A 15,683-nucleotide genomic window follows, 5' to 3' on the forward strand; every position below is an offset into this window, starting at 1 on the left:
GCTGGAACCAGTTTGGCCGACGTCTCGATGCCCAGCTCCCGGTTCAGCTTCTGACGCACCACATGGCCTTCGCTTCCACATAATTGCGTCCTCGCGAAGACATGGGTTAAGTCCTTGTGCCGCTAGCTAGGGACGCAATCTACGGTGTCACCTGACAGTTCTCGGTGAGCGATTAGTCAATAAGTAGCGATTAACTTAGGGTATTTTGCTTCCGTTGAGTATGGATTGCCGCGGTTGGTAGTTGTTGGTGATGTGGAACTGGGAATGTCCGAGTACGTTCTTCGTTCTACAGTTAGCTTATGTGTAATCGTTGCCCCTGGATCAGGCGTGCGGTTCCCTGCGTCTTGTAAGGGGTTTCCAAGATCAGTAGTTCGCAATCACCGTATCTCGTATTATGCTAGTCGGCGTAAGCTGGATTTCCTCTTGCGACTATACGGTTGTTGCTCAAGGTCTGTTGTAGGCTTGGGTGTTGCTTGCTGCACACTAGGCTGCCCTTTCGGGTGGAAATAATGGATTTAATATGAATCTCACATTAGAACGGATAGGCGCTGTTCAATATGCCTCGATCGATTTGGTTGGGCTAACTGTTATTGCCGGAGAAAACGACACGGGTAAGAGTACTTTGGGAAAGGTTTCATTCGCCCTGGTGCAGGCTTTCTCGACTTTTCCGATCGCTGTAAAGAAAAATAACGGTGCTCGACTACGTAGAGAGCTCGATATGTTGTATTTCGAGATTCGGCGTGGCTTTGATATTGCTCGGCATCCTGATATTCGACATTTTTTTTCCTCTTTGCGCGTCCATTCTACAGATGTGCAAAGCATCCCTTTTTCGGATATCGAAAAGCTCATTCAGGTTCTAGAGGTAAGTGATACTCAAGAGTTCGATGAGAAGTTGGATAAGCCCAGTGCACGTGGTACGTCGCGCCTGCCGCAGATTCGGCGTCGAATAGAGCGACTTCGGCAAGAGTTCGAAAGAACTGTGACAGATGAGCAGGCTATTGGCCGTCTAGTGCATCAAGCGCTGAGTTCTGAATTTGCGGGGGAAATTCAGAACGTATCTACCGCAGGAGTGGCGAGAATTTCACTAACGGATGGTGCTACGGCCGTTCTGGAAATGAAGATCACCAATTCAGATGTTGTGGAGTTTTCAGGGGGGGAACCCTTGGGGTTGCGCGACGCAACATTAGTCGATGGGCCTTCGATTTTGCAATATTACCCTGCTATTAGCGGCTATGATGGGCTTGGGTTTGGGGGGGCGTCGTATCGCGCTGCTATTCCGTATCATACAGTCGATTTGGCAAATAAGCTTAAAGGTGCTCATGATGGGTTTAAATTTTCCAAGGAAGAGTATGCGCCTTTTTGCGATGTCTTCGCCGGCGAAGTCGTCTATGATGACGAAAACGAAAATTTCTATCTTAAGCGAGGGAGTCTGAAAATCCCTTCTGTAAATATTGCGTCTGGGATTAAGGCATTGTCGATAGTCGATATGCTCCGCAAGGGGGACTATATTAATGATGACACGCTATTGATTTTGGATGAGCCAGAAACCAACCTACATCCTACGTGGCAGATCGCCTATGCTCGCGCAATTTGCCATCTAGTCGAGGTGGGGGCAAGGATTCTTGTTACGACCCATAGCCCATACATGTTGGAGGCGCTGAGGGGGTATTGTTCCGACGGAATCGACTCAAAATTCTATTTCGCGGAAAGGGATGCTGACGGGGTTGTTCGCTATATTGATACCCTCGGTGACATTTCTGAGATTATTGAGACGCTTTCAAAGCCGCTATCCGACTTCCTAGAAGAGATCAGTGGGGACGATTTTTAAAGATGACTTCCAAAGCAGAGGAAATATATGGCCTGCTTGTGATGGAATTTCCGGAGGCAATGCAGAGTCTCAGTGAGCTTAGCCGAAACGAGCAGGGCCGTAAGGATTTTATCCGCAGTGACGTTAAGGCGTTTAATTTCGATAAGTTGTGGAATATTGGGGGTGGAAAAAAATGCAAGGAAAAGTCCCCTGATGCTCTTTTTTGTCATGGTGAAACTCTATATTTCATTGAATTTAAAGAGGGCGGTTGTGATCGTGCAGATGTGAGGCAAAAGATTCATGAAGGTATTCTATCGCTTTTCCAGTATTCGGTTTCCAAGGGTGTTGCGAATCGAGATTCGTTCTTTGGTATTAAAATAAAGTATGCGGTTGTTAAAAGGTCGGGTGCGCAGGGGGAAGTGTCATTTCTTCAGGCGCTGGAGAGATCGCAAGATGTATTTAGTTTGAAGAATATAGAGGGATTGTTGGTAAAGGAAACGGCAGTGAGGTGGGTTCCAGATTCTATATTCAAGCTTTTGAATAAGGTTAGCGGCGGGGCTATTGATCGAATAGATGTTGTTGCTTCAGATCAAAAAACTGTTGTCGTTTGTATGTAGCTAGCCGGGTGGTAGCAAAACTATTCAGAGCCGTCGTAGACGTTGTTTTCTGGGGGTTCTTCACCACTACCTCCCCCGAAATGAGCACATGTAGGCCTTTCTGATGAGCGTCATTTTTTTCGACACTGGATTCTTATTTTTGCATTACTTTGCTAGGTGGGGTTTGAGTGGATATAGGGGGCAGATTGGAGCTTGCGATGATGCTGATGAGCGTTTGGATCTGATTTTGGCTGTCTCGCGTCGGTGGTGCCCATTGATAGCAATCAATTTGAAACTGACGGTAGTTGTAGTGGCCTTCGTCGCCAATTTTCCCGCGCGTCAATTAAGTTGGATCGATTCATTGCTTCAGTGAACTCGTTGGGGTCAAATTTCAGCGGTTTTCAGCCAGCGAGTGCCAACGATCTCTCACCCCTTCTTCTTCCACCCTGTCCGACACGTCTCCTGCAGATAGTTAAGCACCCGCGTCTCGTCATCCCCATCCAGCTGCTGGCTGGCCTCCGGCCCGAGGTCTTCATCCCACAGGCGGCGGATGTCGGACTGGTATTCGAAGGGGACGACGTTTTCGATGAAGCGGGCGACGGCGGGGGTGTCGAAGCCGGTGTTCCTGAAGTTGTCCCAGATGGCGAGGGCGTCTTTCTTGCGCAGGCTGCGGGCGGGTTCGAGGCCGGTTGCGACCATCAGGAGCACGCCGCATTGCACGTCGGGGTGTTCGCCCTGGGTGCCCATGATGCGTTGCCATTCGGCGGCGCAGGCTTTGTCGTGGTGGGTGATTTCGCCGATGGAGTGGCTGTCGAAGAAGAACAGGCCGGAGAAGCGGTCCTGGTTGCGGTAGATCTCGGTGGCGGGGTGTTCGCGTAGCAGGGGCAGCACTTCGGCGGTGAAGCGGGTGCATTCCTTTTCGATGACGCGGCGGATGGCGGGCGGGGCGTCTTCGAGCCAGCCATCCAGCACGCCAAAAGTGGTGCCGCGCTTCTTGGTGGCGGCTTCGGCGAGCTTGAGGAAGCGGTCGACGCTGAAGAAGCCGCCGGGCTTCTTTTCGGCAAACAGCACGAGCAGGGCGCTGTTGATGACCGATTCGCAGAACACGTGCCATTCCTGGGCGTCGTCGCGGGCCACGCCAAACTTGCCGGCGAGCCAGTAGGCGGCGTCGATGGACTGCTGGTTGCGTTCGCGGGCGCCGTGTTCGGCGAGATAGCGGGAATAGGTGATGCCGGGCTCGACGGTGCTGCGGGCGAGGAATTCCTTTTCGCTCTCGCGCAGGACCTCGGGGGCGCCGAGCAGGCGTTCGGTGGGCAGGGCGTGGAGCCGGCGCAGGCGGTCGGCGCCGGCCTTGGAGAGGGCGAGCAGGGTCTTGTCGCGCAGGAGCCGCGCGGCGGCGTCGAGCTTGCCGCCGGATTCGGCCTCCAGCGCGAGGCCGACCAGGGTGACGAGCCGGCCGCGGGCGGCTTCGAGCTCGGGGCGCAGGTTGGCGGTGCTGAAGAAGCTGGCGAGTTGCACGATGCCCTTGGCGCCTTCGCGACGGATGCCGTCGAGGCGGGCGGCGTCGATGAGGCTTTCCTTCAGGGCGTGGCGCAGCACCCGCTCGAAGTAGGGGCTGCTGTCGACGGTCGTGAGGGCTTGGGCGTTGGACATGGTGAGCTCGGGCGCGCGCGGCCGGCGGGCCACGCGCGGGTCAGGATGTTGGAAGGATCAGATGGCGGATTCTTCGTCCTCGTCGTCGAGCTTGGGCACGCCGGGCTCGGTGTCGGCCACCGGCAGGCGGGCGGCTTCGGTGGCGCGGGCGATGCGATCCTGGATCTCGATGACGAGCAGCTCGAAGGTGTCGGAGAACTCGTGGCGCAGCAGCCAGGCGGTTTCCATCCAGTCGCCGTCGGCCACTTCGGTGCGGGAGACGCGGGCCTTGACCATCTCGATGGCGTCGCCGATCTCGAGGCCCTGGTCGAGCTCGTCGATGCGCTCGGAGTCGAAACCGATGGCGGACTTGGGCGTGAAGGCGCGCTCCAGATCCACCTCGACCTCGAACACGCCGTGGAAGGCGAGGGCGAGGAGCGAGTCGTAGTGGTCGGTGAAGTAGTCGGCCAGCAGTCGCACGCCTTCGTCGTGTTCGGCGAGGCATTCGAGCACCTCGGCGCAGCTGCCGCTGCTCCGGTGCATCACCGCGTTCATGGTGTTGCGCAGGCGCGGGACGTACTTTTCGAGGGGCTCGCCGTACTGGCGCTCAAGCATGATGGCGGCCACGAACTGCTCGGGGCTCACCACCATGTTGATGATGGATTCCTTGCTGGTGTCGTACTCGCGCATCACCGCGAGGACATCCTTGGGCGCCATCTCGTCGAGGACTTCGACGAGGGCGTGGTCGCCTTCCTGCTCGGCGATGACGGCGAGGGCGGATTCGGCCTCGGCGATCTCGCCGGCCTGGATCAGGGCGTGGGTCTCTTTGATGACAAGGGCGTTCATGGGCGGGTTTCCTTGGCGTGCTTATCGTTCGACGGCGTCGAAGCCTTGCTCCGACATCCACTCGTCGCCGGCTTCGGAGAGGTCTTCGGTGTCGTCGTCTTCGTCGTCGCCCCGGGCGGATTCGGGGGCGGCGCGCACCGCGAGGCCGCTGCCGAGCATGTGCTCGAGCACCGCGGTGGTGACGAGGAAGCTGTCGCCGCCGTCCTGCTTGAGGCATTGCTCGACGAGGGGGCGCGCCCAGGGGGCGATCTCGAGGGTGCGGGCGAGTTCGCTCCAGCTGGGGAAGTCGTCGTCGCCGGGCTCGCTGTGGGCGGCGCCATAGACGAGGGTCTGGCTGACGAAGCCGAAGGCGCCGTGGAAGGCCGGGGCGACCATCTCGGGGGCAGTGTCGATCATCGACAGCAGGAAGGGGAATTCCTTGTGCTTGTCGCGCAGGCGCCGGGCGAGTACGTCGCGGCCTTCGGAGTCGGACCGCAGGTCGTCGATCTCGTTGGCGTAGCGCTCGAAAATGTCTTCGAAGTAGAACGAGGTCAAGAAATTACCTTTTCAATGTAGGCGTTCCAGAGGAAGGTGGCTTCCTGCTGGGGGTCGTCGATGAGGTTGCGCTGGCGCAGCAGGTCGTAGTCGCGCCGCCGGGCCGGATCGGCGAGGAGTTCGTAGGCGGACTGGATGTCGCGGAAGCGGGCCGCGGCGTTGGGGTCGGGGTTGCGGTCGGGGTGGTACAGGCGCGCCGCCTTGCGGTAGGCCGTCTTGATGGCCTCGTCGGGGGCGCTCGGTGCAACGCCGAGGACTTCGTAGGGGTCGCGCATGGGTGTCTTTCCCGTGGTCCGACTGGATTAGCCAATGATGCCCAGGCGCTGGCAGATGGCCAGCGTGGCGGCGGACTGGTTCATGCTGTAGAAGTGCAGCCCCGGCGCGCCTGCGGCGAGGAGCTTCTCGCACAGCTCGCTCACCACATCCAGCCCGAAGGCCTTGATGCTGTCGCTGTCGTCGCCGAAGGCTTCGAACTTGCGGCGCATCCAGCGCGGGATCTCGGCGCCGCAGGCATCCGAGAAGCGGGCGAGCTTGGAGAACGACACGATGGGCATGATGCCCGGCACGATCGGCACATTGACGCCCAGCGCGGCACATTCGTCGCGGAAGTGCAGGTAGGCATCCACGTTGTAGAAGTACTGGGTGATGGCCGAATCGGCGCCGGCCTCGACCTTGCGCTTGAAGGCCAGGATGTCGTCCTGCGGCGTGCGGGCCTGGGGGTGGTACTCGGGGTAGGCGGCGACTTCGATGTGGAAGTGGTCGCCGGTCTCGGCGCGGATGAACTCCACCAGCTCGTTGGCGTAGCGGAGCTCGCCGGCAAAGCCGACGCCCGAGGGCAGGTCGCCGCGCAGGGCCACGATGCGGCGGATGCCGGCGGCCTGGTAGCGCTGCAGGATCTCGCGGATGTGCTCACGGGTCGAGCCGATGCACGACAGGTGCGGCGCGGCCTGGTGGCCTTCCTGCTGGATCTCGAAGACGGCCTCGAAGGTGCGATCCTGCGTGGTGCCGCCCGCGCCAAAGGTGACCGAGAAGAACTCGGGCTTCAGCACGGCGAGCTTCTGGCGCACGGTGCGCAACTTGTCGGCGCCTTCGGCCGTTTGCGGGGGGAAAAATTCGATGGAGAGGGGGCTTGGGTGGGTCATTGCATGTGAATCCTGCTAATAAATTTGCTAGGAGATCTTGCCGGTCATGGGCGTTTGTCTCCAATAAATGAGTAATCGTTTTTGATTGTCGGGTTCGGCTGCTATCTAATGTCGGCAGTCGTGCAAAAGTCGTCCACAAAGTGTCGGAGTTCGTCGGGGATGACGTCTTGTTGGAGGATTGCCTCCGCAAGAAAGAAGGTCGGATCGCCCTGAAGCTTATGCGTCGTCTTGATCCGATGAAGCATCGCCTTGCCGTTGACGCACCTCAGCAGGCCTGCCAACTTCTGACTGGGTGTATCTCCATCCGCAAATGCTTCGACCTTGGGGACTGCGGCCAAATAGTCACGCCAGACTTCATCGCTTATGTCTTCGGACGCCTTGAGACGACGCCATTCCACTTCAACCTCGTTGCGTGACGGAAACTTGGAAGTTTGACCGTCACCGCACGCCCCTTCTCCGTGCATGCGCTTTGCAGCGTTCAAGGCGGCATGTGGAATGAGGGCTTCGGCATGTGCGGTGCATTCCAACTCAACCTCCGCGGATGATCGAGGTGCTCTTCCCTTTGCGGAGTGGCACAGATGTCTCTCGATGATCCGAGGTTCGATCAGATAGCTCTCGATCTCCCAGTAGCGGGTAATCCAGACGTGTTTGCCATAAGGGCGGGCTGCGCTAAAAACGGCATCGTCGGTCTCCCAGGCGAGATCCCAATTCTTGTCTGCCTGCAACTTGTCACGATCCACCAGCCCAAACGCAGCGATTCCGTTTCGGCGAAAGTTGCTTACGTTATTCACGACACCCACGCAGCCAATGCCGGCATTGGGTTCGGTGAAGTCCAGCTTATCAAGCCGATGCTTGAACCAGTAGTTGCGGAACAGATTGACGTCGGTCTCCCCTTCCAGAAATACGACGGTCTTGCCGCGGTACTCGGAAACCAGCTGTGGGCTGGAGGGGGTCTGTTGTTTAAGCGTCGCCATAAAGGTTTTTTGCCTCGTCGCGAATTTGTTGTTTCTTTTTCTCCTCTTCGGGGGTCTCGAAGAAGTAGCCGCCTTTGCGCAGATTTTTCTCATTCAGCTCAACGGCAAAGGCCTCCATGATTTCTGGCGAATGGGTGGCGACGATGATCGTCAGGCCGGGGTAGCAATCGCGCACCAAGGCCTTCAGCTGATAGAACAGGCGGTATTTCCACTGGTCGTGCAGATGGGCTTCGGGCTCGTCAATCAGCAGGATCGTATTGCGCGTCATGTGGGTGCCAAGCCGCAAAAACAACTGCACAAGGCTTTTCTCTCCGCTGGATAGCGCATCTAGGCGGAGGCGATGACCGTCGTGCAGTACAATGGCCTCGGGGGGCTCGCGAGAGACGTCTTTGATGAACGTGGTGGTTTCATGGAATACCCGCTCATTCACCAGTTGCAGGGCACGTTCAAAACGCCCGTCGTCCAGCCATTTTAGCCACACCAACAAGTTGTCGAGCGAGTCGCGCCAGAAGCGGCCCTCCGTGCGGAAGGCGTGCAGCGGACGATAGTTCCAGTCGCGTGGCGCACTGATGCTGCGCTCTTCGGAAGGGAGAATAGGCGTGACATTCCGGTAAGCGGAAAAATAGATCAGCGTTGGCCATACGAGCGTGCTGTCCTCGATGCCCCCCACCTTTTGTCCAATGGAGTTCGTGATGTCGCCATTGAGAGACTCCAGCCACATGTCTTTCTTGCCGATGGATTGCCAGATGCCGTTATCGCTGCGGGCAAAGCCAAAACGATGCCAGCCACTTGCACCGACCGTTTTCAAGGCCTCTTCATCCCAGAAACGCAGGCTAAGATCGGAGCTCATCCAGCCGGCCAGCAGCGAAAGCACCACCGTTCGTTCGATGCCGTCCTCGCTGTAACGCACCCGCAAGTCCCACTGGGCGCGCCCCTTGCCACGATCCAGATGTTCCAGATCGAATGGTCGCTCACTGGTGCTGCCACGTCGCTCGACCATCTGGCGGATGTCATCACAGCCCAGCATTCCCATCAGTGCTGCCATCAGTTCCAGTGCGGTGGTCTTACCTCGCCCGTTCTTGGACAGGAAGAGGTACAGATTGCAGGACTCGTTGTTAGCGTCGGTGAAATCGATCTCTTCCATCCGCTCCTGAAATGGGCCGATGCGGTCGATGGTTAGCCATAATGGGGTGAACTCGTGGATCAGCAGGCTCATCAGTTTGTCCTCTTCGCCCGGGCGACGCCTTGGGCGATGTCGTCGTGACCAATCAACACGCCATGCACCCGGATGAGGGGCTGGCCGATCAGTTTGACCAGCATGTCTCCCTTGCCAAGCAGCTGTTCTGCGCCAACATCGTCAAGAATGATGCGGGATTCGGTGGCCTTCTGGACTGTTAGGGCAATGCGGCTGGGGATGTTGGAGCGCAGCAAACCGGAGAAGGTCTGAGCGTCGGGGCGCTGGGTTGCCAAGACGAGGTGGATGCCGCTGGCGCGTGCTTTCTGGGCAAGGCGTACCAGTGGCTCTTCGATCGCTCCGGATTGCAGAATCAGATCAGCGAGTTCCTCTACGATCACAACGATGCGGGCCCACCCTTGACTCGCTGCGCGCGGGTCGTCGATGTCTCGGGCACCCAGGCTCGCCAGTGTGGCTTCCCGTTGATTCATCACGTCCACGAGTTGCTGCAGGCTGCTCAGCGCGTCGGGCGCATCGCACAGCACCTGTTGCCCGATCACATGCGGCAACTTTGCGTAGGGGGCGAGTTCGACGCGCTTGGGGTCGATCAGCAGTAATTGCAGGCGTTCCGGGCTGTGTCGCTGTAAAAGGGAAAGTAGCAGCGCATGCAGACAGACGCTCTTGCCGCTGCCTGTTGTGCCGCCGATCAAGAGATGAGGGGCGCTGGCGAGGTCGAAGCCGACCCCATCGCCGCCCACATCCTCGCCCAGATAGGCCGGCAAGCGCCATTCCGCGGGTGCCTGTGCCAGCCAGGTGTAAAGCGCTGCTGGCTGCACCGGGTGCCAGTGGCTTGCCGGTCGGGGTACATCAACGGCGGCGATGCGTGGCTCCAGAGTCGACGACACAAATACGCCTTGATCGCCCAGGCCGAGGGCGAAAGCAAGCTTGTCCAGGCCACGGGTGAGCAGGCCGTGATCATTCACGTCGCGCAGGCGGACGTGGTAACGGCTCAGGCGTGGGCCATTCTGGAGGGATACCACTTCGGCAGGGATGCCGATTTCAGCCAGCGCGCGGAGAAGCTTTTCGCTGTCGTCGGTCGGCGTTTGGGGGACGGTTCCCGCTACATCGCCCAGCAACTCATGGAGCAGATAGTCGTGAAAATCGTGGGATTCCATCCAGGCGCTGCGAAACTCCCGCAGTCCCCGCCGGACGTGGCGTTGTAACCAGCGGACAAAGGCATCGTTGTCGGCAAACAAGTCTTCGCCATGGCGAACCGACAGCATGGCGCGTAGCAGTGGCGTGATGTTGTCGTCGCCAGTTTTACCGTCACCGGTTAGCTGTTCAAGATGGTACTCCTTGCCGCCGCTCTCTCTGTGGTCGAGTGATTCATCAGGTTCGGTTTCAATGCGCAAGGATCGACCAAGGGCAAGCCGCAGCACGCTCCATTTCGGCAGGCTGGTCTTTAGCCCCTTCTTCAGCACCGTCTCAATGACTTGTTCGTCCTGACGGTCGGTGTAGATCTTGGTTGCCATCTCAGGCCGTCTCCACGTCGTACATGCGAGCGTTAGTAATCACTTTAGTGTGCTCGCCGTCCGCGTTTTCGAGACGGAATTCGGCGCAAACATGCGGTTGAATCAAGCGGTACTTTTCAATATCGAGCTCTGAGTCTGTTGGCAATAAGATCACTTGATGAGCAACGCGATGGTAGAAATGCTCTAGGAGGTTATGCTGGTGAGATCGATCAAGGCGCCCCAATGGGCTGTCAAAGATCACTGGCGCTAAACTCCCAGTAAAATCTTTGAGAGCCCATTGAAGGGCGTGTGCCATCAGCTGCTTCATCCCCGCAGAAATATTCGCCATGCCGACCTCCTGGCCATCCGCGCTCAGGTAGGTCAGCGCAAAATCGGCATCGATGGTGATGCGGTCGATCTGTCCGTGGGAACTCATCAGTGACTTGAAGCGCAGATTGATCTGCCGCTCGATGTCCTCGCGCCTGCTGTCCTTGAGGCGTTGCTTGTAGTCGTCGAACAGCTGCTGGGCCTGACGTGCCCGGGCAATGCGCCGTGAGTTGATCTCGCCTTTGACCTGTTCTGTCTGCTTGCGGCTTATCTCCGTCTTGATCTTGTCCAACTGGATTTGCAGATTGGTGCTCTCTGTGTCGACGCCGCCCATCTGCCGCATGAAATCGTCCCGGCGCTGTGCTGCCTCGGTAATCTCGCCTTCCCGGCGCTTGAAGTCTTCTTGCTCTTCCGGAGAGATGTTGTCGAGCGCGTCCAGTTGCGCTTGAAGATCCTGCATGGTGCGGCGCAGGCGGCTTGCTGTCTTCAAGTCGTCTGCCAGATGCCCCCGTTCACGCTCGGCTTGTCGGAAGTAGTCGAAGCGGCCCCTTAGGTCGAGAATATCGCTGGCTTTCAGACTGAAGAAACCACCGCTGGGCAGTTCGGTGAGACCGTCGAAGAGTTTTCGCAGCTTGTGTTTGTAGTGCTGCTTCTGGGCGTCGGTCAGCGGTGGGCTGGAGTGCATCGGCCGGTCAAACAGCTGTTCGGGAAGGTACTGGGCGACTTCCTTGATTTGCTCGGCAAGCATTTGATTCGGATTGTGGGTTGCCTCTGCCAGCTGCGCTGCGACCTGTTGAACCAAGGGTGAGGCAGCCCATAGCGGGGCAGCCTGGGGAAGCGTGTTGCCGATGCTGAGGCATAAGGCCTCATATTGTTCTCGGGTATCGGCGAGTTGCTTGCGCAGCCTGGGCTCGTCCCGCTGAAGCGATTTGGCACGGAGCGAATCGTTCTTGCGCTGCAGGCGGAGGATGGTGCGATCCTCGTGATCGATGTCTGCCTGTAGTTCGTCTCGTTTGGCTTGCAGTGACTGCAGCTGACCTTCGCCTTGTTGCTTTTGCCCCTCCAGTTGCTTCAGGTCTGCCTGGATTTCCGGCGCTTGGGCGCTTTGCCGCCACTTCGATATAGCTCGCCCCAGGTATTCATCGAGGGTGTCAATGGTGCTGATGTCGAGCAGGCGCTCAATTTGCCGCAACTGACCTTCTCGGTTGGCTTCGGCAATCTGCTGTACCTGTTCGCCATCGTAGAAAAAGAAAGGCACGACGCTCTTGGGCAGGCGTCGTTCTAGGAACTCTTCGGCGCTGTCTTCGTCGTCGATGACGTGGCCGAAATCAGTGTCGAAGTCGGTTTCGATGTGCAGATGGTGTTGAGCTTCGTTGCCGGTGAGGATCCAATAACGTTCAGCGGCTACGGTGCCTTGATCCTCTCGCCATTTGATTCGAACGCCATAGCGGGTGTCGGACTCGCCAATTTCGCGGGCGCGACGATTGAAAATGCCGCGCCACTCCTTGCCATGCCCGAGCAAATAACTGTTAGGGCGAAGCTTGGTGCCATCGATGACCCGCTGCAACATGTCTGCGCTGGTTCCCAGAAACAGCAGTTTCACGCTATTGATGAAACTGGTCTTGCCGAAGCCATTACGCCCCGAGATCAGGACCAACGGCCGCTCTGCCGTCGGAGTGGGCAACTCGAAGACCTGTTGTCCAAAGTAGGAAAACAGGTTGGTGATACGGATTTCCTCAAAGATCATGGGCGGGGTCTGCAAGCTTTGCCTGTTCGATGTCCTTCTCGATCAGCGCGGTAATGTCACGTTCCAGTTCTGTCTTGGCACCCCACCGGTCGAGGTAGGCGTATTGGCTTTTTACGGTTTCCAGTAGGCGTTGCGCGAGCTCTAGCGGGAAATCGGCGTCGCGCGCGCAAACTTCGAGTAGTGGATCGTCGGATTGCAGGCAAGTGAAGGGTTTGTCCATGGCGTTCTCCCGGCCGAAACGACTTGCGATTTGGCGTGCCATGTCACTGTAATCGAACTCTTCGCGCCATGTCTTCTGAATGAAGGCCAGGCTTTCATCAGAGATGAGCGGGAAACCCACGCCCTGTTCCAGCGTGAGCAGCTTCTCGAGAATTTCCATCCGCGTGTTCGGGTTGAACGGGCCAGGGCCGGCTGACTTGCCGTCGCGACGAAGTGGCGAGCGACGTTCGGCATCTTCGCGAATGGCTTTCAGCCAGTCGCGAAAATTTGCCAATGGTTGCAGCTTCTCCTCCCCGGAGTGGATGAAGCCCTGCATCGACTTATCCTCCTTCACCACCGTGCAAGTCCAACATCCAAAGCGGCTTCCGCCGCAGGATGGCGTATTGAGATCAAGCACCACCGGGCACTCTCCTCCGTTGGCTTGGCGGTAGAGCGACAGCATGAAGTCGTGGCTACCTCCCCACGGGGGCGGGTAGGAGTAGAGATAGTCCCAAACTTCGTCGGTGGTCCAGTCCACAATGGGTGTTGCAACCAGCGCATCAGGGATTTCGTGGTGACGATTCAACCCAAGCTGGTTGGTTTCGCGAGCGGCGATGGCGTTGCCTCGGGATACGCTCTCGTTGCTGCGTGTTCCGAGCAACAGAATGACGCTGCCGTGTTTGCGGGTGATCGCGTCGATCGCTCTCCGCGAGGGCTTGATCTTCATGTTTGTGGTGCACCAGCGAAACCATCGGGTTGGGGGGGGGTACCCCAGTCCGATGAGTTTCGACCAGAACTCCTCGTCTGCTTCCGGCGTAACCAACTCGACCGACAGATCCAGTCGTTGCTTTTTGGCGGAAAGACCAATCTGGCTCAAGGTGCTTGAAACGTACTGAGCGACGTTGGGTGCCTCTACGCCGGTGTCTGAAGATACGACGAAGACGGGCTTGCCCGATTTGCCAGCAGCTTGCTCTTCCATGAGCAGCTCATACACCAGCTGAAGAACGGCGGTCGAGTCCTTGCCGCCCGAGTAAGCGACAACCCAAGGGCGCGTATCGGACTCGTAAAGAATCCGCAGGGATTCTTTGGTGGCTTCCAGCTTGCTCATTGGTCGTGCGACGAGAGTCGTTGTTGAAGGTGCATCACGTGTTGGGGGGCTAAGCCACAAACGGGTTGTGGACGGTGATGCCGTCGTATTGCTGCCCGTGGGAGAGGTCTTCGCTGATGACGGTGTGGGCGCCGAGGCGTGCTGCGGCGCAAAGGATTGCCGCATCCCAGTGGCTAAGGTTGTAACGGTTACGCAGACTGAGGGCCGCGAGCACCAGTTCACGATCGACTGCTTGGACGGGGCGTCTGGCGGCGAGGCTTTCGACAAAAGCCTGGGGCGCTGTCGGCAGCAGGCCATGGCGGGGCTGGCGAGCGTTGGCGTAGAACTCCATCAACACCTGAGTGGACAGGCCCCAGTCGGTTCGGGCCACCCAGCTTCGCGCGATGGGGCGCTTGGCGGCGTGGTCGCTGGCCAGCGAGGTTGCGTAGATCAGGATGTTGGTGTCGAGGAAGTAGGGCGAACTCATGGTTTGTACTGCACCTGCTCTTCCTGCAACTGGTAGTCGAACTCTCGCGAGAGCGCCCGGTCATGGGCCTGGCTCCGCGTGAGGATCGGCGCCTGACCCCACTGGCTGCCTGTCACGATTGAATCAAGTTGATCAAGGAGATCGTCGGACGAGGCCACTTGGGGCTGTGCGAGGCCATGGCTGGCCGCCAAGGCGGGTGGGATGAGTGGATGCGTCTTGGCGGAATCCTCGTTGCGCGCGACGGCTTCGACGATCGCCATCAACTCCCCCTGAAGCGAACGGTGATGGGCTGCAGCGAGTGAGCGAAGCTGCTCGGCCAGTTTGTCCGGAACATTCTTGATGGTGAGCGTGACAGGCATGGTTTAATCCACAATGGAATCATTACGGTTCCATTGTGGATTCTCAGTGGGCTTGAATCAAGTTTAATAGCGATAGTGCTCGGCCTTGTACGGGCCTTGCTTGGGCACGCCGATGTAGGCGGCCTGCTCGTCGGTGAGCTCGGTGAGCTGGGCGTTGAGCTTCTTGAGCTGCAGGCGCGCGACCTTCTCGTCCAGGTGCTTGGGTAGGGTGTAGACGCCCACCGGGTAGTCGGCGGTGCGGGTGAAGAGCTCGATCTGCGCGATGGTCTGGTTGGCGAAGGAGCTGGACATCACGTAGGACGGATGGCCGGTGCCGCAGCCGAGGTTAACCAGGCGGCCCTTGGCGAGCAGGATGATCCGCTTGCCGTCGGGGAAGATCACGTGATCGACCTGGGGCTTGATCTCTTCCCACTGGTACTTCTCGATGGAAGCGACGTCGATCTCGTTGTCGAAGTGGCCGATGTTGCAGACGATGGCCTGATCCTTCATGGCGGCCATGTGGTCGTGGGTGATGACGTGGAAGTTGCCGGTGGTGGTGACGAAGATGTCGGCCAGGCTGGCGGCGTATTCCATGGTGACCACGCGGTAGCCTTCCATCGCGGCCTGCAGGGCGCAGATCGGGTCGATCTCGGTGATCCACACCTGGGCCGACAGGGCGCGCAGGGCCTGGGCGGAGCCCTTGCCCACGTCGCCGTAGCCGCACACCACGGCGACCTTGCCGGCGATCATCACGTCGGTGGCGCGCTTGATGCCGTCCACCAGCGATTCGCGGCAGCCATAGAGGTTGTCGAACTTGGACTTGGTGACCGAGTCATTGACGTTGATTGCCGGGAACTTGAGGTCGCCGCGCTGGTGCATCTGGTACAGGCGATGCACGCCGGTGGTGGTCTCCTCGGTCACGCCCTTGATCTGGGCGAGGCGGGTGGAGTACCAGGTCGGGTCCACGGCCAGCTTGGCCTTGATGGCGGCGAAGAGGATGGTTTCTTCTTCGGACGAGGGCTTGCCGATGACGGAGATGTCCTTCTCGGCCTTGGCGCCCAGGTGCAGCAGCAGGGTCGCGTCGCCGCCGTCGTCGAGGATCATGTTGGAGTAGCCGCCGTCGGCCCACTCGAAGATGCGGTGGGTGTAGTCCCAGTAATCCACCAGGGTCTCGCCCTTCACGGCGAACACCGGGATGCCCTGGGCGGCGATGGCCGCAGCGGCGTGATCCTGGGTGCTGAAGATGTTGCACGACGCCCAGCGCACTTCGGCGCCGAGGGCGG

General features: G+C 58.6%; 15 protein-coding genes. 2 read left to right on the forward strand and 13 right to left on the reverse strand.

The genetic code is table 11. The annotated features are described in order from the left end of the window. Nucleotides 1-520 precede the first annotated feature (520 nt). Nucleotides 521-1,828 (forward strand): AAA family ATPase, encoded by a 1,308-nt coding sequence (locus tag Q0672_RS23305; RefSeq protein ID WP_298626655.1) that lies wholly within the window; start codon nucleotides 521-523, stop codon nucleotides 1,826-1,828. Between the two features lie 2 nt (nucleotides 1,829-1,830). Further along, nucleotides 1,831-2,424, forward strand: coding sequence for a hypothetical protein (locus Q0672_RS23310; protein ID WP_298626658.1), 594 nt, complete (start codon nucleotides 1,831-1,833; stop codon nucleotides 2,422-2,424). Between the two features lie 405 nt (nucleotides 2,425-2,829). Here Q0672_RS23310 and Q0672_RS23315 read toward each other — a convergent pair whose 3' ends face one another. The 13 genes from Q0672_RS23315 to ahcY form a co-directional block, all read right to left on the reverse strand. Beyond that, nucleotides 2,830-4,056 carry a hypothetical protein gene (locus Q0672_RS23315; RefSeq protein WP_298626661.1) on the reverse strand — a complete coding sequence of 409 codons (1,227 nt, stop codon included), beginning with the start codon at nucleotides 4,054-4,056 and terminating at the stop codon, nucleotides 2,830-2,832. Between the two features lie 57 nt (nucleotides 4,057-4,113). Beyond that, entirely contained in the window at nucleotides 4,114-4,881 is a 768-nt protein-coding gene (locus Q0672_RS23320; protein ID WP_298626664.1) for a hypothetical protein, read from the reverse strand. 21 nt (nucleotides 4,882-4,902) lie between these two features. After that, complete coding sequence (locus Q0672_RS23325) at nucleotides 4,903-5,415, reverse strand: hypothetical protein (protein ID WP_298626669.1); 513 nt, start codon at nucleotides 5,413-5,415, stop codon at nucleotides 4,903-4,905. Continuing rightward, nucleotides 5,412-5,690, reverse strand: a complete 279-nt coding sequence (locus tag Q0672_RS23330; protein WP_298626672.1) for a DnaJ domain-containing protein — start codon at nucleotides 5,688-5,690, stop codon at nucleotides 5,412-5,414. Before Q0672_RS23330 ends, Q0672_RS23325 begins: the two co-directional genes overlap by 4 nt. A 27-nt stretch (nucleotides 5,691-5,717) precedes the next feature. Further along, a complete protein-coding gene (metF, locus tag Q0672_RS23335; protein ID WP_298626675.1) occupies nucleotides 5,718-6,557 on the reverse strand; it encodes a methylenetetrahydrofolate reductase [NAD(P)H] in 840 nt (279 codons plus the stop codon). Nucleotides 6,558-6,658: 101 nt separating this feature from the next. Continuing rightward, a complete protein-coding gene (locus Q0672_RS23340; RefSeq protein ID WP_298626677.1) occupies nucleotides 6,659-7,531 on the reverse strand; it encodes a hypothetical protein in 873 nt (290 codons plus the stop codon). Next, complete coding sequence (locus Q0672_RS23345; protein WP_153161814.1) at nucleotides 7,518-8,747, reverse strand: AAA family ATPase; 1,230 nt, start codon at nucleotides 8,745-8,747, stop codon at nucleotides 7,518-7,520. The genes Q0672_RS23340 and Q0672_RS23345 overlap by 14 nt, the downstream gene beginning before the upstream one ends. Next, complete coding sequence (locus Q0672_RS23350) at nucleotides 8,747-10,237, reverse strand: FtsK/SpoIIIE domain-containing protein (RefSeq protein ID WP_298626680.1); 1,491 nt, start codon at nucleotides 10,235-10,237, stop codon at nucleotides 8,747-8,749. The genes Q0672_RS23345 and Q0672_RS23350 overlap by 1 nt, the downstream gene beginning before the upstream one ends. A 1-nt stretch (nucleotide 10,238) precedes the next feature. After that, nucleotides 10,239-12,290: a DNA sulfur modification protein DndD gene (gene dndD / locus Q0672_RS23355; protein ID WP_298626683.1), complete on the reverse strand. Its 2,052-nt coding sequence runs from the start codon at nucleotides 12,288-12,290 to the stop codon at nucleotides 10,239-10,241. After that, nucleotides 12,280-13,596, reverse strand: a complete 1,317-nt coding sequence (gene dndC / locus Q0672_RS23360) for a DNA phosphorothioation system sulfurtransferase DndC (RefSeq protein WP_298626686.1) — start codon at nucleotides 13,594-13,596, stop codon at nucleotides 12,280-12,282. Before dndC ends, dndD begins: the two co-directional genes overlap by 11 nt. A 49-nt stretch (nucleotides 13,597-13,645) precedes the next feature. Continuing rightward, nucleotides 13,646-14,062 (reverse strand): PIN domain-containing protein, encoded by a 417-nt coding sequence (locus tag Q0672_RS23365; RefSeq protein WP_298626689.1) that lies wholly within the window; start codon nucleotides 14,060-14,062, stop codon nucleotides 13,646-13,648. Beyond that, nucleotides 14,059-14,421 carry an Arc family DNA-binding protein gene (locus tag Q0672_RS23370; RefSeq protein WP_298626692.1) on the reverse strand — a complete coding sequence of 121 codons (363 nt, stop codon included), beginning with the start codon at nucleotides 14,419-14,421 and terminating at the stop codon, nucleotides 14,059-14,061. The genes Q0672_RS23365 and Q0672_RS23370 overlap by 4 nt, the downstream gene beginning before the upstream one ends. A gap of 63 nt (nucleotides 14,422-14,484) precedes the next feature. After that, a partial coding sequence (gene ahcY / locus Q0672_RS23375) for an adenosylhomocysteinase (RefSeq protein ID WP_298626695.1) occupies nucleotides 14,485-15,683 on the reverse strand: 1,199 nt, incomplete at its 5' end.

It is taken from the genome of uncultured Zoogloea sp. (assembly GCF_937894855.1).
Classification (GTDB): domain Bacteria; phylum Pseudomonadota; class Gammaproteobacteria; order Burkholderiales; family Rhodocyclaceae; genus Zoogloea; species Zoogloea oryzae.